Genomic DNA, 20,433 nt, shown 5'->3' with positions numbered 1-20,433 from the left:
AGGGGTAAACTCTATTATGAACAACAAGGGCGTTTGGACAAATTTGTTCAGACGCTTTTCTTGAAAGGAGAGATATAGATGAGACTCCCTCAAATTCAAATTCATACAACAGATGCAAAATTAAATCTTCATATAGCAAAACCTCAACAGCATATTAAACAGCCAAAGGCGACACAGCATATTGAACAGCCTGCTGCTATTTTAGAAATCAATACAACAAGAGGAGTTTTAAAAATTGACTCTTCTCAAGCAAGACGTGATTTAGGAATGATAGGACCGATTGAAGCAACCAAAAATGCTGCTCAAGAGGGAAGTCAGGCTGCCTTAAGTGGTGCAGCAAGACGGGCACGAGAAGGTCGACAAATGATGATGTCAGCAGGAAAAGGGCAAGGACGCTCTACAATTCAAAATATAGCCAAGCAAAATCATGGTCCACATCGAGTACAATTTAATATTAAATTTGTTCCATCAGTAGGATCAGTTAAAATCGACTATACACCAGGTACAACTGATGTCAATATTCAACGTAGAGAACCTATTATTGACGCTAAGGTGAACAAACCAATACATGAATACACACCAGGAAAAGTAACTGGTACAATGGTACAAAGACCAGATGTTGACATTGACGTCAGCATTTAAAGGAGCGTATAAATAATGAAAATTGCGACGAAGTTTTTAGGTGACATTGAAATTTCAAAACAAGATATCCTAATGTTTGAACATGGTTTACTTGGATTAGAAAATGAAAAACAATTTGTTTTACTGCCACTTGATGCAGATCTCCCTTTAGCGATGCTTCAATCGATTAATAATACAGATATTGGTTTTGTAGTGGCCTTCCCGTTTGCCTTTAAAAAAGATTATAGCTTTGATATTAGCGAAGAGGATCGTGAACAGCTGCAGATTGAAAAACAAGAGGATGTCCTAACATATGCAATTGTTACAATGAAGGAAACATTACAGGATTCTACCATCAATTTATTAGCTCCAGTTATCATCAATATTGGAACTAAATGTGGGAAACAAATCGTCCTTCAAGATAATAAATCCTATCCTCTACGCTATCCGTTGCAAGCATTGGAAGGAAGTGCGAAATAATGCTAGTCCTTTCCCGCAAAAAAGATGAGTCCATCATGATTGGCGACCAAATTGAAATAAAAATATTAGCGATCGAAGGTGAACAAATTAAAATTGGAATTGTCGCACCTAAAACGGTTAAAGTACACCGTTCAGAGGTTTTTGAAGCTATCCAAGCCCAGAACAAGGAAGCACTCTCCATGTCTACAGGCTTCTTTGAGCAATTGAAGAAAAAATAAAAATTATAATTTGAGTAGTTAAATAGATTACATAAAAAAATAAAAAATCTTTCTAAAAAACTATTAAACATTTCCAATTCAATACGATATATAGATTGTAAGGTGCAGGGAGTACATAACTGCCTAATCCGAATTCCACACGGATGTGGAATAACAAAAACAATTATTCAAGGAGGAATTCCAAATGAGAATTCAACACAACATTTCAGCTTTAAACACACACCGTAACCTTACTTTCAACAATGCTCAAGCTTCTAAAAACCTTGAGAAATTATCTTCAGGTTACAAAGTAAACCGTGCTGGCGATGACGCTGCTGGTTTAGCAATCTCTGAAAAAATGCGTGGACAAATCCGTGGTCTTGATATGGCTACAAAAAACGCACAAGATTCAGTATCTTTAATCCAAACTGCTGAGGGTGCTCTTAACGAAACACACGCAATCCTACAACGTATGCGTGAGTTAGCAGTACAATCTGCGAACGATACTAACGTATCTTCTGACCGTGCTGCATTACAATTAGAAATTAACTCTCTAGCAAAAGAAATTACTCGTATTTCTACAGATACTGAGTTCAACACGCAAAAACTTTTAAATGGTACTTTTGGTGGTCAAGTAGCATCTGGAGCTGACTATGATATTAACAATGCTACTGCTGCTGGCGGTAAAGTCTTCCATATCGGTGCGAACTCAGGCCAATCAATTAACCTATCAATTGGTAATATGTCTGCAGAATCATTAGGAGTAAATGCTAATTCTGGCGCAACGGCAAAAATTAGCGCTCCTGGTGAAATCGGTACGGGTATTAATATCGCATCACAATCAGGTGCAAATAATGCAATTTCTGTAATTGACTCTGCTTTAAAACGCGTATCTGAAACTCGTGCATCTTTAGGTGCTGTTCAAAACCGTTTAGAGCACACAATTAACAACTTAGGTGCAACTTCTGAAAACTTAACAGCTGCTGAATCACGTATCCGTGATACAGATATGGCTAAAGAGATGATGGGCTTCACAAAGAACAACATCTTAATGCAAGCTGCTCAATCAATGTTGGCGCAAGCGAACCAACAACCACAAGGCGTACTTCAATTATTAGGTTAATACACGTCTTAAAACCTCTAGCAAATTTGCTAGAGGTTTTTCTTTGCTCTATATAAGAAATCAAATACGTGCCGATAAAAAGAGGGAGGTGGTATGAGTGCAAATAAGTACAGAACGACATAGAGCTAAAAATGGAGAAAATACATTAAAAATAAACGAATATTTTATACATAGCAAATATAACCCTATGAGAGAGGCAACTCAAATTGTTGAAAAAAATTATTGCCCACATCATGCACATGTATTTTTTGGCTATGGATGCGGTTATTTAGTGCAAGCACTTCTAAAAGTGCGCCAATTTAATGAAACAATTATTGTAGTTGATCCACTATTTGATGGAGTGATAGAGAAACCTAAATCAAAAGCAAATGTATTTTATTTTGAGTCGAAAATCTTAAACGATTTTGAATTTTACTTAAGTGATTTAACAGCACAAGTTCGTATATCTTATAAAGTGGTTTGTTTATCTAATTATGATAAAATATTTCCGAATGAATATAAATTGTTATTATCCAAAGTCAAGGATTTTCAAAATAGAAATTTAGTCAATGACTACACTATTTTAAAGTATTCAGAAGTATGGCATAGTAATTTTTTAGAAAACATGATTCATCTAGAGAAAGATAATAGTGCTACTGTATTAAAGAAAGTCTATAAAGAAGCTGTTGTCATTGTTTCAGGAGGGCCATCATTAGCTAAGCAAATTCCATTGCTAAAAAAATACCGAAATAAGTTAATTTTGGTTTGTGCCGGTTCAACTATTAATTCGCTAATTGCAGAAGAAATTGAACCAGACTATGTCGCTACCATTGATGGAGGTGACCCAAATTATCAACATTTTAAAGGAATAAAATTAAAAGATGCTAGAATTGTATACACGATGCAAAGTCATCCATTAGTACGTGATTCTTTTGAAAAATTGGGTTATGTAGTTGCAACAAACGGAAGTGCTATGTCAGAGAGATATTTAAAAGAAGAACTTAAAATCGAGATCCCTACTTTTATAGGTGGCGCATCTGTTGCTCATGTAGCATTTAATTTTGCAAAATTTATTACGACTGGTCCCGTTGCATTAATTGGGCAGGACTTAGCCTATACAGACAATCTTACACATGCCAATACCAATAAATTTGCACGTAATATTGATGAGCAATTTATTAAAGAGAAACAAGCATTTAAAATTACAAGCTACTATGATGAAAACATTTGGACATCTCCAGCGCTCAATTCCATGAGATTAGAGTTTGAAGACATAATAAAATTTGATCCTCCTGAAAACTTACTTTTTAACTGTACGGAAGGAGGAGCAAAAATTAATGGGTACACTCATATGAGTTTTAAAGATTTTTGTGAAATTTATGCCTCTAAAGAAGAAATAAAAATACTTAATCATGATGAAATAAACAATCATTATAACGTCTCGCAAAGTTTTCAAAAAGAATTAAATTTGTATAATCAACTTTTAGAAATGTTAAATAATGCTATAAAAATATTAAAAAATAATAAAGGCTCTAATCAATTCGATATTAACACAATGAAAAAGTTGCAAAAGTTGGAAAAGAAAATACAAAATATAATAAATAAGCTAACAATTGAACCACTTATTTCTCCTGTTGTCATGCATACTTTAAGAAATTATTTACCGAAGATAAATGAAACAGAGAAAGAAGCATATCTTCGAACTTTTGCACAAATGGAGGATATGTATCATTCATTGCGAGAAAAAACAGACGTAGCGAAAAAAGTATTGAAAGAAATAATTGAAAAGAGGGAAAAAAATGAATGAAGTAATTGAAGTAATAGACAGTTTTAATCAATATATTAAAAATATAGCACCAGGTAGTTTACAAATTGCCGAACACTTACGTAAAGATGAGATACAAGAATCATTGCAATTAATTCTACATTTTTCTGAAGGAATGATTTGGCTAGTACAAGCGAGTGATTTACTGAAACAAAATGATGTTCAAGTCACACTTCACGTAGAGCAGATTCATGAATTTTTAAATGAAGTGAACAATGGTTTGGAAATTCAAGATTACGTATTAGTCGCAGATATGTTTGAATATGAAATTGCCCCATTTTTTGAGCAGGCTGCGCAAATTGAAGGAATTGAACAGTAATGCAGTGGGAAGTTTTAACGGCTAAAAACGGTATGCCAACATTACAATTAAATAATGTGTTACTGTATAGCCGTTATCGACCTCAAGAAGATGCTCTGCGTTGGGTAGAGGCTGAGTTTGATGAATCGAAAACAAGCTATTTATTAATTGGTCTGGGTCTTGGCTATCATGCCGAACACCTTGCGAAAATAGCAGATGGAAAGCAAGTATTTGTCTATTGCTTTGAGCAACAAGAATTTGATTTGTATAGGCAATACAATCTAATTTCATCAGGATTTGAAATTGTTCATGATTTACAAGGAAAACTAATGGATGAAAATGTTCAAATTTTGATTCCCAATCAGCTATTAAAAGCAATTGGTATAGAGCATCCGATTTTTTCTTATTTAGAAGTCATTAAAATTAATCAAGTTACCTATAAAAAATTTGCTGACCTGATGAAGCATAACTTTAAAGAGAATTTATACTTTTGGACAAAGAAAACAAGCTATCCAGATTATACAAAAAAGGTAGCTTGTTTAGTTGCCTCAGGACCATCATTAAACACAACAATTCATTGGCTGAAAAAAGTGCAAGAGCAAGTTGAGATTTTTGCTGTGGGTTCTAGTTTAAAGCTACTTTTAGCTAATGAAATAATACCAGCAGCTGTAATTATTTCGGATGCAAAAGATAGTATCATTCAGCAATTAGATGGAGCAAATTATAATGGCTCCTTATATTTTCTAAGCACAGCAAATGAAAAGGCTATAAAGAAACATAGTGGACCGGCGTATTTATTGCTTCAACAAGGCTATCCACCAGCACAGCTAGTGGCACAAAAGTATGAATTGCCTTTGTTGGAAACGGGTGGTTCTGTATCGACTATTGCACTTAGCTTGCTTGACTATTTAGGGTTTGAAAAAATTATTTTATTTGGCCAAGATTTGGGCTTTCATGGTAATGAAACACATGCTAAGCATTCAACATCTGGGAGGATAATTCAGCATGATTTAAACTTACGTATTGCTCTAGCTAATGACGGTAGCAAGATTTATACAACACCGAATCTACAAACCTATGCCAGATGGATTGAGCACAAGGTAGGGAGAATGTCTGCCCAAATTTACACAACTTCAGTGCGAGGAATTTATATTCCTAAAGTGCCATACATGGATGAAAATCAGCTTCTGCAATATATTCAATCATAATAAAAGCCTACAATACTGTAGGTTTTTATTTATTTTTTGGGAATATTGTCGATATATATATAGATAGATTAATTGTATAATAAAATCGTTACTATCATACATAATTTTATTTATTAAGATTGGAGATATACATAATGAATGTATTAAAAAATAAAACAGTTTTAGTTACTGGTGGGACAGGTTCTTTTGGTAAAAAGTTCACAAAACGAGCGCTTGAACTAGGTGTAAAAAAGATTATTATCTTTAGTCGTGATGAGCTTAAGCAATATGAGATGAAGCAGGAATTTGATGATAGCCGCTTACGTTTCTTCATTGGAGATGTTCGAGATCAAGAAAGATTACATAGAGCATTTGATGGTGTTGATATTGTGATTCATGCTGCGGCAATGAAGCATGTTGATGCGTGTGAGTATAATCCATTTGAAGCAGTAAAAACAAATATACATGGTGCTCAAAATATTATCGAAGCCGCTATAGATTGTGGCGTAGAAAAAGTGATTGCATTATCTACAGATAAAGCATGTGCTCCTGTTAATTTATACGGTGCGACAAAATTAGCTTCTGATAAATTATTTGTTGCAGCAAATGCTTATGTCGGGGAAAAGAAAACGCGTTTTGCAGTAGTGCGTTATGGAAATGTTGTTGGTAGTAGAGGGAGTGTAGTGCCATTTTTTAAAAAAGTTAAAGAAACAGGTACGCTACCGATTACAGATGAGCGTATGACACGTTTCTGGATTACCTTAGAACAAGGGGTACAATTTGTATTAAATAATTTAGAACGTATGCATGGTGGCGAAATATTTGTCCCAAAAATTCCGAGTATGAAGGTAACAGACCTGGCAAAAGCGATTGCACCAGAATGTAAAATTGAAGTTGTTGGTATTCGCCCAGGAGAAAAGCTCCATGAAGCAATGATTATGGATGATGATGCGCGACATACTGTTGAATTTGATACATATTATGTCATTCAGCCAGAGTTTCCGTTTTGGTCAGCAAAGTATGCTGAAGGTGGAAAAGAGCTGAAAGATGAATTTTCTTATACAAGTGATGTGAATGAAGATTGGTTAACGGTTGAACAACTACGTGAGTTGGCGGAGGAGATATAAATGATAGTAGTAGTTGGAGGGGCAGGCTATATTGGCTCACATACAGTCAAATATTTAGTAGAGCAAAGTGAACAGGTTGTTGTCTTCGATAATTTGAGCACAGGACATCAACAATTTGTACCGAACGATGTGCCATTTGTTAAAGGAGATTTAGCTTCCTTTGATGATTTACACAATCTTTTTACACTCTACCCTCAGATTCATACAGTCATTCATTTTGCTGCATTTGCCTATGTAGGTGAATCAGTAATAGAGCCTGCGAAATACTATCGAAATAACCTAGTAAATACCATTAATTTATTAGATAGTATGCGAGTATATAATGTGAAAAATATCGTGTTTTCTTCAACTTGTGCTACATATGGTAATCCTGTCTCTTTACCGATAACTGAGGAGCATCCACAAAATCCGATTAATCCTTATGGGCGTACGAAATTAATGATGGAGCAGTTAATGGAAGATTACTCAACTGCGTATGGCATTAACTTTGCTGCACTACGCTATTTTAATGCGGCTGGAGCAGCGATTGATTGTACAATTGGCGAATGGCATGAGCCAGAATCACATCTTATCCCATTAGTTTTGGATGTTGCATTGGGCAAGTCAAAACAAATTAATATTTTTGGCTCAGATTTTGATACGCCAGATGGTACGTGTATACGTGATTATATTCATGTCATAGATTTAGCAGATGCACATTATAAAGCCGCATTATACTTAAAGAATGAACGGCAAAACCTTAAGCTAAATTTAGCGAATGGGGCAGGTTATTCTAATTTAGAAATTATTCAAATGGTTGAAAAAGTAACGGAGAAGCCGATTCCATATCAATTAACAGACCGACGTGCTGGTGATCCGGGACAATTGATAGGTTGTGCAGATAATGCAAAGTCAGTGATTCAATGGGAGCCGAAATACGACCTAGAGCAAATTATTGCATCAGCTTGGGCCTGGCATCAGAAGAAATTTGGAGGCACAATTATGAAAAAACGTATTTTAGTAACAGGAGGAGCGGGCTTTCTTGGCTCACATTTAATAGACCGTCTGCTAGCGGAAGGGCATGAAATTATATGTATCGACAACCTACAAACAGGCTCAATGGACAATATTCAACATGTAATGAATGAAATCACATTTATCCAACATGATATTACGGAGTCATTGCCTGAGTTGGGGCAATTTGATGAAATTTATAATTTAGCATGTCCAGCTAGCCCTATTCACTATCAGGCAGATCCTGTACATACATTTAAAACAAGTGTAATTGGTGCTTTACATTTATTAGAATTGGCACGTCGAACAGGAGCGAAAATTTTTCAAGCCTCTACATCAGAAGTATATGGTGATCCGTTAGTACATCCGCAGCCTGAGCATTATTGGGGGCATGTCAACCCAATTGGTATTCGTAGCTGCTATGATGAAGGCAAGCGTGGTGCTGAAACATTATTCTTTGATTATGCAAGAATGTACGATATTGAAATAAAAATTGTACGGATTTTTAATACATATGGTCCACGTATGGATGCAAGTGATGGGCGAGTAGTTAGCAATTTTATCGTGCAATCTTTACAAAATAAACCGTTGACTGTATATGGTGATGGGAAGCAAACACGCTCCTTTTGCTATGTTGATGATTTAATTGAAGGTTTTTTGAGATTAATGGCTACACCTAAACATGTTACAGGACCTGTAAATTTAGGTAATCCGCACGAGTTTACCATGATGGAATTAGCAGAGAAAGTCATGAAATGGACAGGCAATGATACGCCATTACAGTATGAGACCCTGCCACAAGATGATCCGAAGCAACGCCAGCCTGTAATCACCGAAGCGAAAAAAGTGCTAAATTGGGAACCACAAGTGATGTTAGATGAGGGACTACAAAAAACAATTGCTTATTTCAAGGAGCGAGTATAAATGAAAAAAGTACGTAAAGCTGTAATACCTGCTGCTGGTCTTGGTACACGCTTCCTTCCAGCAACAAAAGCACAACCAAAGGAAATGTTACCTATTGTTGATAAGCCAACGATTCAATATATTGTTGAAGAAGCAGTAGCAGCCGGCATTGAGGATATTATTATTATTAGTGGCCGTAATAAAAGAGCCATCGAAGACCACTTTGATAAAACATATGAGCTTGAAGAGTTATTAACGAAAAAAGGAAAGTGGAACGACCTTGATGATATTCAAGCCATCTCAAATTTAGCAAACATCCATTATATTCGGCAAAAAGAAGCAAAAGGACTAGGAGATGCCATCAATTGTGCGCATCGTTTTATTGGAGACGAGCCCTTTGCAGTGTTGTTAGGAGACATTATTTTACAAGCAGAAACACCAGCATTGGCGCAATTAATTAAAACTTTTGAAAAGGAGCAAGCATCCGTGATTGGTGTACAAGCAGTAGATAAGAGTATTGTTCATCAATATGGTGTAATTGATCCAGTCGGTGAAATTAAGGTCGGGGAAGCAATTGAAGTGAAAGGCTTTGTCGAAAAGCCAAAAGCTGAAGCGGCTCCCTCTAATTTAGCTATTATGGGGAGATATATTTTAACTTCAAATATTTTTAACGCTTTAAAAGTAACACAGGCTGGTGCTGGTGGTGAAATTCAACTAACAGATGCGATTGAGTTACTCAACCATTCTGAGCGAATTGTGGCACATGATGTACAAGGGAGATTGTATGATTGTGGAAGTAAGGTCGGTTTTGTACAAGCTACTATTGACTTTGCATTAGAACGTGATGATTTAAAAGATGAGATACTTGCTTATCTTAAACAAATAGTAGGTAAGGTGGAAAAAGCATGATGAACGTAGCGGTTATCGGTACAGGCTATGTAGGGCTTGTCTCAGGCGTAGTGTTGTCTGAAATTGGTCATATGGTTACTTGCATTGATATTGATGAGAAAAAGGTGCATACATTACAGGCAGGCAAATCACCGATATATGAGCCTGGCTTAGATGAAATAATGATGAAAAATATAGAAGCGAACCGTCTCTATTTTACAACGGATCATCGAAAGGCTTTTGAGAAAGTCAGCATTGTGTTTATCGCAGTCGGTACACCTCAAAGTGATAGCGGTGCAGCAGACTTAGTATATATAAAGCAGGCTGCAAAAGATATTGCTAAAAATATTGTAAACGATACAGTTGTTGTTGTGAAAAGTACAGTGCCTGTTGGGACAAATGATTTAGTAGAGAGTATTATTAAAGAAAATCTATTGACAAATGTAAACGTAGATATAGTATCAAATCCTGAATTTTTACGTGAAGGTCACGCAATTCATGATACATTTCATGGGGATAGGATTGTTATAGGCGCTGAGTCAATAGTAGCTGGAGATACGATAGAACAATTATTTCTTCCATTAAACTTACCAATTGTACGAACAAATCGTCGTAGTGCCGAGATGATTAAATATGCAGCGAATGCATTTTTAGCCACAAAAATAAGCTATATTAATGAAATTGCAAATCTTTGTGAGAAGACGGGGGCAAATGTAGCAGATGTAGCAGATGGAATAGGGTTAGACTACCGAATTGGACGTGCTTTTTTGAACCCTGGATTAGGTTATGGAGGCTCTTGCTTCCCAAAGGACTCAGAGGCTATTGCTTATTTAGGTAGAGAGTACGATTCGCCTTTAACAATTGTAGAAAGTGCTATTAAAGCGAACTTCCGACAACGAGAGTTGTTCTTAAAGAAAGTATTAGATTATTTTAATGGAGATGTTGAAGGTAAAGTTATTGGAATGTTAGGGTTAGCGTTTAAGCCAAACACGGATGATTTGCGTGAGGCACCATCCCTTTATTTGATCGAGGAATTGGAGAAACGTGGTGCGGTCGTTAAAGCCTATGATCCTGTTGTAAAGCATTTACCGCAGTGTGTTAATTCGTTGGAAGAAGTGACAATAGATGCAGAGGCTGTATTGCTTGTGACAGAGTGGGATGAGTTTAAAGAAATAAAAATAGAGAATATTAGAGTTTTTGATGGTAGATATTTTTTAAAAAGTAGGATGATGTTATGAGTAAAATATTAGTGACTGGGGCAGACGGGTTTATAGGCTCTCATTTAACAGAACAACTTGTTCGGGAAGGCTACGATGTACGGGCATTCGTTTATTATAATTCATTTAATTCATGGGGCTGGCTAGACCAGTCTCCAAAAGAAATCATGTCACAATTAGATATGTTTTCAGGTGATATCCGCGACCCGTATGGTGTAAAGGAAGCAATGAAGGATTGTACCCATGTACTAAATTTAGCAGCGCTTATTGCAATTCCATATTCTTATCATTCACCAGCTACTTATGTGGATACGAACGTTACAGGAACATTGAATATTGTACAAGCTGCTAAGGAATTGGGTGTAGAAAAAGTTGTCCATACTTCTACAAGTGAGGTGTATGGTACAGCGCTATATGTGCCAATTGATGAAAACCACCCACTACAAGGGCAATCACCATATTCAGCTTCTAAAATTGGTGCTGATCAAATGGCTTTATCATTTTATTGTTCTTTTGACACACCAGTATCTATTATTCGCCCTTTTAATACATACGGTCCACGTCAATCGGCACGTGCGGTTATTCCGACCATTATTAGTCAGTTAGCGAGTGGGAAAACAACTATTAGACTAGGCGCAACTAGTCCAACGCGTGATTTCAACTATGTGCAGGATACAGTACAAGGCTTTATTTCAGTTATGAACTCTGAAAAATCAGTTGGTGAAGTAATAAATATTGGCTCAAACTATGAGGTATCTATCGGAGAAATGGCAGAAATGATTGCAGATATTATGGGAGTTAAATTAACGATAGACACTGATGAGCAACGCTTGCGTCCTGAAAAAAGTGAAGTAGAGCGCCTTTGGGCGGAGAATAAAAAGGCGAAAGAATTACTTGGTTGGATGCCACAGTATAGTGGAAAGGATGGCTTCCGAAAAGGTTTAGAAGAAACGATTGAATGGTTTACAAACCCTAATAATTTATCTAAATATAAGGCAGATGTTTATAATATATGAATAAACAATGGATAAAATTTACTGAAAATGTAAAAAGATTATATGGAAAAGATTTTGTTGCGTTACATGAACCAACATTTAGTGAAAAAGAAGTTGAATATGTAACGGATTGTGTAAAAACAGGGTGGGTATCGTCTGTTGGTTCCTATGTTATACGATTCGAGGAAGATTTAGCGAAGTTTGTAGGAGTAAAGCGCGCTGTTGCAGTAGTAAACGGCACAGCAGCACTACACATTGCATTAAAGGTAGCGGGAGTGGAGACAAATGATGAAGTGCTAATGCCTTCGCTTACTTTTATTGCAACAGCAAATGCAGTTTCTTATTTGCAGGCTATACCACACTTTATTGATGTGGAATGGAGCACATTAGGAGTTGATTCTATTAAACTACGTAATCATCTCAATGAAATTAGTGAAAAAAGGAACGGTGAGCTGTATAATAAGCAGACTAAACGTCGTATTAAAGCACTCGTGCCAATGCATACATTTGGTCATCCAGTAGCATTAGATGAATTAATTAAAATATGTGAAGAGTTTCATCTAGTACTTGTGGAAGATGCAGCAGAATCGTTAGGCAGCTATTATAAGGGGAAGCATACAGGTAGCTTTGGCAAAGTAAATGCAATAAGTTTTAATGGTAATAAAATTATTACAACTGGTGGTGGTGGTGCCATCTTAACGGATGACGAAGAACTTGCAGATTATGCAAAACATTTAACTACCACAGCAAAGGTACCGCATCAGTGGGAATATGTTCATGATGAAGTAGGATTTAATTATCGAATGCCAAATATCAATGCGGCGATTGGTTGCGCGCAACTCGAAAAGATAGGCATGTTTTTAAAGCAGAAACAGCTACTTACAATAAATTATGCTGAACTAATTGCCAATTTAGACGGAGCTTATTTATTAAAGCAACCCAAAAATTGTTCAAGCAATTATTGGTTACAAACATTAATTTTAGATGATTCCTTAAATCGGGATGAAGTGCTAACATTTTTGAATGACAATGGTGTGATGAGTCGTCCTATTTGGCAGCCAATGCACATGCTTGAAATGTTTAAAGAATGCCCCAAAGCAGAGTTGAACTTAACAGAACAATTAAAGAGAAAGATTATTAATATTCCTAGTACACCTATTAAATAATTTGGTAATGGGCATTGTAGGAAAAGATAGTGATTATAAACCTAGAGGAAGGATTGTCTCTAGGTTTATAGCAAGAAAGGATTAGTTAATTAATTTATCTGATGAATGTATAGGTATTGTGGAGGCGGCGTTCAAAAGGAAGCAGGGTAAACTGAGATTGGGAAATTTATCTTGCACGTAAAAACCATATTGTATAGATAAAAGAATTACTGGTTTTGGATACAAGTAGAGGGTTTCAAATAATACATAAATTCCGATTTTGAAAATAATATAAGAAAAGGTAAATGTGGCTAAGTGCTTGAAGGAGCATAATATTTACGAGGAATATAATACTACTAGTGTATACTATGTTCAATTTAAAAGTTAGTAAAGTGAAATGCTACAAATATCATTCCATAATATGTAGAAAAATAGTTAACTATTCAAGATTTTGATTTATAGAACACTATTAAAGTGGCTTAAAAGTAATTTCTGCCACGTATATCTAAAGGGACTTACAGTACTTGATGCAATTAATAACCTTTAATGGACTGGCTAAACAAAGCATTACTTGAAGAATTAAATTTGAAAGAACATCATATTATTCGTTTTAATTTTGATTCAATTGTTGCGAATAACATTTTATACCATTAAGGGGAGTGAAGAGAATATGAGTTTAAAAGCAGAAGAATGGGATTTATCATACCGTAATAAAGATAATTTTGTTTTTTATCCACATGAGGAAATTATTCGCTTTTCAGCAAAATATATTGCTAAGAGAGTCGGATTAGATGAAGTGAGTTATAGAACAAATCAGGAAAATAAGATTTTAGATTTAGGTTGCGGAATAGGGCGACATCTTATCTTTTTTGAGAAATTAGGAATGGAGACATTTGGGATTGATTTATCAAAAGAAGCAATTACAGTCGCAAGGGAATGGTTAAAGAAGGAGAATATAAACCCTGAAAATAAATTAGTTAGTGGTACAGCAGAAAATTTACCGTGGAACCAAGATGAATTTAATTTTATTGTAAGTCATGGTGTGCTCGATAGTATGCCGTTTGATATTGCCAAAAATGTTGTGAGAGAGTGCCATAGAGTGATTCGGAACGATGGCCTATTTTATTGTGATTTAATTGGTGATGAGTCTGAATATGGAAATAATTTTGAAGGAGAAGTTTTAGTAGAGTCTAATCATGAAAATGGAACTATTCAATCGTATTTTTCATTAGATAAAATTCAAGATTTATTTAAGAATCTATTTGAGATTAAGGAATTGAATAAGGTTATTAATCAAAATGTTTTTACAAAACAATATTATACAAGGTTCCATTTGGTTCTAAAAAAGGTGGATATTGGTGAGAGTCAATGAATTTTTTAGTTGAAGCATCGGGAAGTTTAACTTCAGGTTATTTAATTAGCTCGATTCAAGAAGCTGGTTTTAAAGTTTACGCATCTGATATTATAGAAGAATGTTTTGGGAAATATTTAGCAGATGATTTTATTCTGATGCCTAAAATTTCAGAAGAACATAGTTGGAAGAAAACTGTGAATCTTATTTATGAAAATGAAATTCAAGTTGTTATTCCTTCGTTGGATGAAACTTTATTGAAATGGTCTGAAAATAAAAGATTTTTTTTACAAAACAATATTCATATAATAATTTCTGAAATGACCACTCTAGAGATTTGTCAGGATAAATGGAAAACATATTTATTTTTTCAAGACAACTTTATTCCAACGCCCAAAACGAGTCTGGAATCAAAGTATCCACTTATAAAGCCTCGAAAAGGACGAGGTAGTACAGGTATTTTTATACAAGTAGACAAACAAAGTGTGAATATGGATGGTAATATATCACAGGAAATAATTCGAGGTACAGAATATACAATTGATGTATTTTGTGATTTTAATAATGAACCTATTTATATAGTACCTCGGAAACGCCTTAATGTTAAGGAAGGAAAATCTACAGGTGGTATAGTTGTGAAACATCCAGAAATTGAGAAATACGTAAGAATTATTTGTTCTAGACTTCCATTTGTCGGTGCTATCAATATTCAATGTTTTGAAGATTTTGAAGGGGATTTGCAATTTATTGAAATCAATCCTCGGATTGCTGGAGGAATGGCTCTTGGATTTGCTGCAACTGAAAATTGGATTTCTTTAATGGTCTCTAACTTAATACACAGAAAGCCTATTTGTCCTGTAGAGACTAAATATGGTTTAAAAATGATGAGGTACTATCGTGAAATATTTACACTTGAATAATGTTAATTTTGATCAGTACGATTATTATGGCTTCGACATGGATGGGACATTGTATAACGAGCAACTTTTTATAGAACAAATATATATAAAAATTTCGCATTATTTTTCACCCGATTCAAAGGTGGTAGCTCTAAATATATATGACTGGATGCTTCAAAGATGGATTAAAAAAGGAAGTAGTTATCCATATATTTTTGAAGAAACCATACAAGCTTTTAATATAAAAAATAAAACGATAGAGGATGCTTTATCTATTTATAGAACATCAGAGCCGAACTTGTTATTAGAGATTAATGTAAAAGAGATAATTGAAAAAATACCTTTATCAAAACGTTTTTTAATAACGGATGGACATCCACATCTACAAAGAAGTAAATATAGGGCGTTAAGTCTAGAAAATTATTTTATGTATGAAAATTGTTGTTTTACTGGCGATTTAGGTAGGAATTTTTATAAACCATCGAGATTAGCTTTAAGAAAATTAGTAAGTGTTCAAAGTGATTCTAAGATTATTTATTTTGGAGATAGACTTGTAGATGAACAATTTTGTTTGAATACTGGTATGGATTTTGTACATGTTCAAAATTTTCAAGATTTTTGGGGGTTAAAGGAATGAAAAGGAAAATACTTGCCGTAACCGGGATTCGTTCAGATTACGATTTAATGACGCCGGTATTTAAATCTATTCAAAGTCATTCAAATTTAGAATTACAGTTGATTGTAACAGGGGCACATTTATCGCATTCATACGGTTATACTATTCAGGAAATTGAGAATGATGGATTTGTTATTGCGGATAAGATTGAAAGTTTATTAAATAGTGACCTTTCGACAGCTAGGGTGAAGGGCTTGGGAATTCAGTTACAAGGAATGGTTCAAACTGTTGAGAGAGTGCAACCTGATATTTTATTAGTACTAGGTGATCGAGAAGAGTCGATGACTACCGCTTTAGTCGGTGCTTATATGAATATACCAGTTGCTCATGTAGCGGGAGGAGACCGTGTTGTTGGAAATGTAGATGATCAAATACGACATGCAGTAAGTAAATTAGCACATATACATTTTACGACAAACCAAGAAAGTGCAGATCGCTTAATTCGATTAGGTGAAGAACCATTTCGTATTTATAATACAGGAAATCCGGGATTGGATAGATTGAAAAATGTTCCTATATTAACGAAATCAGAATTGTCAAAACGACTAGGTTTTATCATTGAAGATGATGAACCGTTTATTTTATTGATACAACATGTAATTTCAACAGAAGTTGAACAAGCTTATGACCAAATGAAAGTGACGATGCAAGCCATTCAGAAAATGGGTATTAAAACGATAATAAGTTACCCGAATTCTGATGCAGGAGGACAACAAATCATAAATGCTATCAATGAGTATAGCGATTTACATTTTGTGTATATTCAAAAAAACATACCTAGACTTGAGTTTGTCAATATTATGCGTCATGCAAGTTGTATGGTGGGGAATTCGAGTGCTGGAATTTTAGAAGCGCCATTCCTTAAACTTCCTGTAGTAAATATAGGAAATAGACAAAAGGGACGATTGCATACAAATAATGTTCAATTTGTAAATCATGAAGTAGATGAAATTGTAAAAGCTGTGAATAAAGCGTTGACTGATAACTTGTATTTACAGGAGATAGAGCAAGGAATTAATCCGTATGGTGATGGTAATAGTGCTTCTAAAATAGCAAATATATTATCAAATTTGCAAATAAATGAAAAATTATTAATCAAGGAGATTACTTATTAATGAACAGAGTTGTTATAATAACCCCACATCCTGATGACGAAACCTTAGGCTGTGGCGGAACATTACTGAAACATGTAAATCAGGGAGATAAGGTTTACTGGTTAATTATTACAACTATGGGTGAATATTTTGGTGAAGAAAAGAGAGAAAAAAGATTTAAAGAAATTGAAACAATTTCAAAAATGTATGGATTTGATAAAACATTTGAATTAGGATTTGAAGCTACAACATTAGATCAAGTTTCAGGTGGTCTATTAATTGGGAAAATAAGTGAGGTATTCCAAGAAATACAACCGAACATTGTATATGCCCCCTATCCAAGCGATATTCATTCAGATCATAAAGCTGTATTTGATGCCACAATGGCATGTACAAAGTGGTTCAGATATCCATCTGTTGAACAAGTATTGTTATATGAAACACTCTCAGAGACAGATTTTGCAATAAACCCCGATGCCAATAATTTTAGACCAAACATTTTTGTAAACATAGAGTCATTTTTGGAAAAAAAAATTGATATCATGATGATTTACGAATCAGAAATAGGTGAATTTCCATTTCCGCGTAGTGAAAAGGCAATTCGTTCTCTTGCATATGTTCGTGGATCAGCAAGTGGTTTTGAAGCAGCAGAGGCATTTATGTTATTAAAAGGGAGGGTACTATGAAGACATACATCATCGCAGAAGCTGGCGTGAATCATAATGGCTCGCTAGAAATGGCGAAAGAACTTGTAAATGTTGCAAAAGAAGCTGGTGCTGACGCAGTAAAATTTCAAACCTTTAAGGCAGAAAACTTAGTAACTAAACATGCACTGCAAGCAGATTATCAAATTGAAAATTTAGGAGAAAGTAGTTCTCAATTGGCTATGTTAAAAAAATTGGAATTAACTTATGAAGAATTTTTAGAGCTGCAATCATATTGTAAAACTGAGCAAATTGAATTTTTATCGACACCTTTTGATTTTGAAAGTGTCGATTTTTTGCTAGATGAACTGAAGATTACAACAGTTAAAATTCCATCTGGAGAGTTAACGAATATGCCATACATACATTATATTGCAACAAAAAGAAAACCAATTATCTTATCAACTGGTATGGCGACAATTGAAGAAATTCATGAGGCATTGGCATTTATTGCATATGGTTTAGCGAGACCGAAAGAACCAGTTATGCTAGAGCGCGTACACGCTTTTTATGGAACTGCCGAAGCTAAAAAGACATTAAAAAAATATGTAACACTTTTACATTGTACAACTCAATATCCAACACCTATGGATTCAATAAATTTGAAAGCAATGAACGAAATGAAGAAGATTTTTAAGCTACCAATTGGATTATCGGATCATTCAGAAGGCATTTACGTTTCAATAGCAGCTGTTGCTATGGGAGCAAATGTTATAGAAAAGCATTTTACGTTGAATAAAACGCTTGAAGGTCCTGATCATATTGCCTCGTTAAATCCTTTTGAGTTAAGGAAGATGATAAAAGGAATTAGAGATGTAGAGACAGCCTTAGGTGATGGTATTAAAAAGCCAACTACTATTGAACTTCAAAATCGTGTTCCCTCACGAAAAAGCTTAGTTGCTAAAACTTCAATTAAAGTAGGGGAGGTGTTTACCTCAAGGAATTTAACTGTAAAAAGACCAGGAAACGGTATAGATCCATCGAAATACTGGTCATTTATTGGACAAACTGCATCAAAATTTTACGATGAGGATGAGTTAATAGATGAATAAATCTATTATTATAATTGGGAATGGTGGGCATGCATCAGTATTAACGGAAATTTTACTTACACAAAGTCTAAAAATAATTGGCTTTACAGCTCCGACATTAGAAGAAAATTGTTTTGATTTACCTTATTTAGGTCCTGATGAAATAATTCTAAATTATGATCCTAAAGAGGTTGAATTAGTACTTGCATTAGGGATGATAGAACCGTCACCATTACGAGGACAAATATTTAATACTTATAGCAATTATAGTTATCAATTTAAATCAGTTATACACCCATCAGCTGTTATTGCATCATCTGTTAAATTGGGAAGAGGTGTTCAAATAATGGCAGGTGCAATTATTCAAACGAATACGAATATAGCCGATAATAGCATTATAAATACTGGTGCGTTAATTGATCATGACTGTCGTATCGGACCTCATATACATATTGCTCCAGGTACTAAACTGTCAGGTGGAGTTCAAATACAACAAGGTACACATATTGGTACTGGTGCAACGGTTATACAAGGAATTTATATAGGCTCTAATTGTTTAATTGGGGCTGGATCAGTTGTGGTAAACAATATTACAAATGGTATAAAGGTAGTTGGTGTACCTGCTAAGGAAGTGTAGCTCATTGAAGCAATGGCAAAATATTTTAGTTACTCAAAATCAAACTTTATTAGATACAATGAAAATTATTGATGATTCTTCTTTACAGTTTGCAGTGGTTGTAGATGAGAAACATCATTTACTTGGTACTGTAACAGACGGTGATATTCGTCGTGGTATTTTGCGAGGAGAAGGGCTTGAAGTACCTATTACTTCAATTATGAATTCAAATCCTATAACAGCAAAAAGTGGACAAAAACAGCATAAATATAAGCAATTAATGAAATCTAAAACACTGAAACAATTACCGATAGTAAATAAATCAAATAAAGTTATAGATATTTTATTTACTGATAGATTAGAGATGTCCACAAATAAAAATACAGTAATATTAATGCTTGGAGGACTAGGTACTAGGCTACGTCCTCTTACAAATGATATACCCAAACCGATGTTGAAAATAGGAAATAAGCCGATTCTAGAAATAATCATTGAGAATTTCAAACAATATGGATATTCACATTTTGTTTTTTCGGTAAATTACAAAAAAGAGGTTATTCAGGAATATTTTCAAAATGGGGAAGCTTTTGATGTAACAATTGAATATGTTGAAGAAGGGAAACGTATGGGAACGGCTGGAGCACTCTCCTTATTAAAAAGCAGACCGACACTACCTTTCTTTGTAATGAATGGAGATTTGCTAACACAGGTGAAATTTGATCAACTTATGCAATTCCATATAGAACATCAGTCGATAGCTACAATGTGCGTGCGTGAATTTGAATATCAAATACCCTACGGGGTTATTGAAACGGCTGGAACAGATTTAGTAACAATAAAAGAAAAGCCTATACAACGTAGTTTTGTCAATGCAGGCATCTATGCTTTAAATCCTGAAGTACTTGAATACATTCCACAAGATGAATTTTACGATATGCCTACTCTATTTGAGAAATTGATTGAAGAAAACCAGAAAACGTCTGCTTTTCCAATTCGCGAATATTGGCTAGACATTGGGCAGATAAATGAATATGAACGAGCAAATCACGAATTTACTAACATATTTGAGAAAGGAGATGACTGA

21 protein-coding genes are annotated in these 20,433 nt (G+C 34.7%); all 21 read left to right on the top strand.

Annotated elements, in window-relative coordinates:
• Nucleotides 1-78 precede the first annotated feature (78 nt).
• The 21 genes from AC3WOM_RS00715 to AC3WOM_RS00615 all read left to right on the top strand — a co-directional run bounded on the left by AC3WOM_RS00715 (nt 79) and on the right by AC3WOM_RS00615 (nt 20,433).
• Nucleotides 79-642 carry a DUF6470 family protein gene (locus tag AC3WOM_RS00715; RefSeq protein WP_492444339.1) on the top strand — a complete coding sequence of 188 codons (564 nt, stop codon included), beginning with the start codon at nt 79-81 and terminating at the stop codon, nt 640-642.
• 15 nt (nt 643-657) lie between these two features.
• A complete protein-coding gene (gene fliW, locus AC3WOM_RS00710) occupies nt 658-1,101 on the top strand; it encodes a flagellar assembly protein FliW (protein WP_492444338.1) in 444 nt (147 codons plus the stop codon).
• A complete protein-coding gene (csrA, locus tag AC3WOM_RS00705) occupies nt 1,101-1,319 on the top strand; it encodes a carbon storage regulator CsrA (RefSeq protein WP_492444336.1) in 219 nt (72 codons plus the stop codon). The genes fliW and csrA overlap by 1 nt, the downstream gene beginning before the upstream one ends.
• A 184-nt stretch (nt 1,320-1,503) precedes the next feature.
• Complete coding sequence (gene hag / locus AC3WOM_RS00700; protein WP_492444334.1) at nt 1,504-2,421, top strand: flagellin Hag; 918 nt, start codon at nt 1,504-1,506, stop codon at nt 2,419-2,421.
• 97 nt (nt 2,422-2,518) lie between these two features.
• Complete coding sequence (locus tag AC3WOM_RS00695; RefSeq protein ID WP_492444333.1) at nt 2,519-4,207, top strand: motility associated factor glycosyltransferase family protein; 1,689 nt, start codon at nt 2,519-2,521, stop codon at nt 4,205-4,207.
• A complete protein-coding gene (locus AC3WOM_RS00690; RefSeq protein WP_492444331.1) occupies nt 4,200-4,544 on the top strand; it encodes a DUF8042 domain-containing protein in 345 nt (114 codons plus the stop codon). The genes AC3WOM_RS00695 and AC3WOM_RS00690 overlap by 8 nt, the downstream gene beginning before the upstream one ends.
• A complete protein-coding gene (locus tag AC3WOM_RS00685) occupies nt 4,544-5,731 on the top strand; it encodes a motility associated factor glycosyltransferase family protein (protein ID WP_492444329.1) in 1,188 nt (395 codons plus the stop codon). Before AC3WOM_RS00690 ends, AC3WOM_RS00685 begins: the two co-directional genes overlap by 1 nt.
• Before the next feature lie 134 nt (nt 5,732-5,865).
• Entirely contained in the window at nt 5,866-6,837 is a 972-nt protein-coding gene (gene pseB, locus AC3WOM_RS00680) for a UDP-N-acetylglucosamine 4,6-dehydratase (inverting) (protein WP_492444327.1), read from the top strand.
• A complete protein-coding gene (gene galE / locus AC3WOM_RS00675; protein ID WP_492444325.1) occupies nt 6,838-8,754 on the top strand; it encodes a UDP-glucose 4-epimerase GalE in 1,917 nt (638 codons plus the stop codon).
• Entirely contained in the window at nt 8,755-9,642 is an 888-nt protein-coding gene (galU, locus tag AC3WOM_RS00670; RefSeq protein WP_492444323.1) for a UTP--glucose-1-phosphate uridylyltransferase GalU, read from the top strand.
• The gene (locus AC3WOM_RS00665; protein ID WP_492444321.1) at nt 9,639-10,859 is read left to right on the top strand and encodes a UDP-glucose dehydrogenase family protein; all 1,221 of its coding nucleotides are present in this window, start codon (nt 9,639-9,641) and stop codon (nt 10,857-10,859) included. The genes galU and AC3WOM_RS00665 overlap by 4 nt, the downstream gene beginning before the upstream one ends.
• Nucleotides 10,856-11,854: an NAD-dependent 4,6-dehydratase LegB gene (locus AC3WOM_RS00660; protein WP_492444319.1), complete on the top strand. Its 999-nt coding sequence runs from the start codon at nt 10,856-10,858 to the stop codon at nt 11,852-11,854. Before AC3WOM_RS00665 ends, AC3WOM_RS00660 begins: the two co-directional genes overlap by 4 nt.
• Nucleotides 11,851-12,999: a LegC family aminotransferase gene (locus AC3WOM_RS00655; protein WP_492444317.1), complete on the top strand. Its 1,149-nt coding sequence runs from the start codon at nt 11,851-11,853 to the stop codon at nt 12,997-12,999. The genes AC3WOM_RS00660 and AC3WOM_RS00655 overlap by 4 nt, the downstream gene beginning before the upstream one ends.
• A 649-nt stretch (nt 13,000-13,648) precedes the next feature.
• Nucleotides 13,649-14,350 carry a class I SAM-dependent methyltransferase gene (locus AC3WOM_RS00650; RefSeq protein ID WP_492444315.1) on the top strand — a complete coding sequence of 234 codons (702 nt, stop codon included), beginning with the start codon at nt 13,649-13,651 and terminating at the stop codon, nt 14,348-14,350.
• Nucleotides 14,347-15,249: an ATP-grasp domain-containing protein gene (locus AC3WOM_RS00645; RefSeq protein ID WP_492444314.1), complete on the top strand. Its 903-nt coding sequence runs from the start codon at nt 14,347-14,349 to the stop codon at nt 15,247-15,249. The genes AC3WOM_RS00650 and AC3WOM_RS00645 overlap by 4 nt, the downstream gene beginning before the upstream one ends.
• Nucleotides 15,227-15,865, top strand: a complete 639-nt coding sequence (locus tag AC3WOM_RS00640; protein WP_492444312.1) for an HAD family hydrolase — start codon at nt 15,227-15,229, stop codon at nt 15,863-15,865. The genes AC3WOM_RS00645 and AC3WOM_RS00640 overlap by 23 nt, the downstream gene beginning before the upstream one ends.
• On the top strand, nt 15,862-17,019 hold the full coding sequence (gene neuC, locus AC3WOM_RS00635) for a UDP-N-acetylglucosamine 2-epimerase (protein ID WP_492444310.1): 1,158 nt from the start codon (nt 15,862-15,864) through the stop codon (nt 17,017-17,019). Before AC3WOM_RS00640 ends, neuC begins: the two co-directional genes overlap by 4 nt.
• Nucleotides 17,019-17,684: a PIG-L deacetylase family protein gene (locus tag AC3WOM_RS00630; protein WP_492444308.1), complete on the top strand. Its 666-nt coding sequence runs from the start codon at nt 17,019-17,021 to the stop codon at nt 17,682-17,684. Before neuC ends, AC3WOM_RS00630 begins: the two co-directional genes overlap by 1 nt.
• A complete protein-coding gene (neuB, locus tag AC3WOM_RS00625; RefSeq protein WP_492444306.1) occupies nt 17,681-18,754 on the top strand; it encodes an N-acetylneuraminate synthase in 1,074 nt (357 codons plus the stop codon). Before AC3WOM_RS00630 ends, neuB begins: the two co-directional genes overlap by 4 nt.
• Nucleotides 18,747-19,370, top strand: a complete 624-nt coding sequence (locus tag AC3WOM_RS00620) for an acetyltransferase (RefSeq protein WP_492444305.1) — start codon at nt 18,747-18,749, stop codon at nt 19,368-19,370. Before neuB ends, AC3WOM_RS00620 begins: the two co-directional genes overlap by 8 nt.
• A gap of 4 nt (nt 19,371-19,374) precedes the next feature.
• A complete protein-coding gene (locus AC3WOM_RS00615; protein WP_492444304.1) occupies nt 19,375-20,433 on the top strand; it encodes a nucleotidyltransferase family protein in 1,059 nt (352 codons plus the stop codon).

Source organism: Lysinibacillus sp. FW301-JW8 (assembly GCF_058788755.1).
The sequence above is the reverse complement of the archived record's forward strand: the minus strand, read 5'-3'. Positions and strand labels throughout refer to the sequence as shown.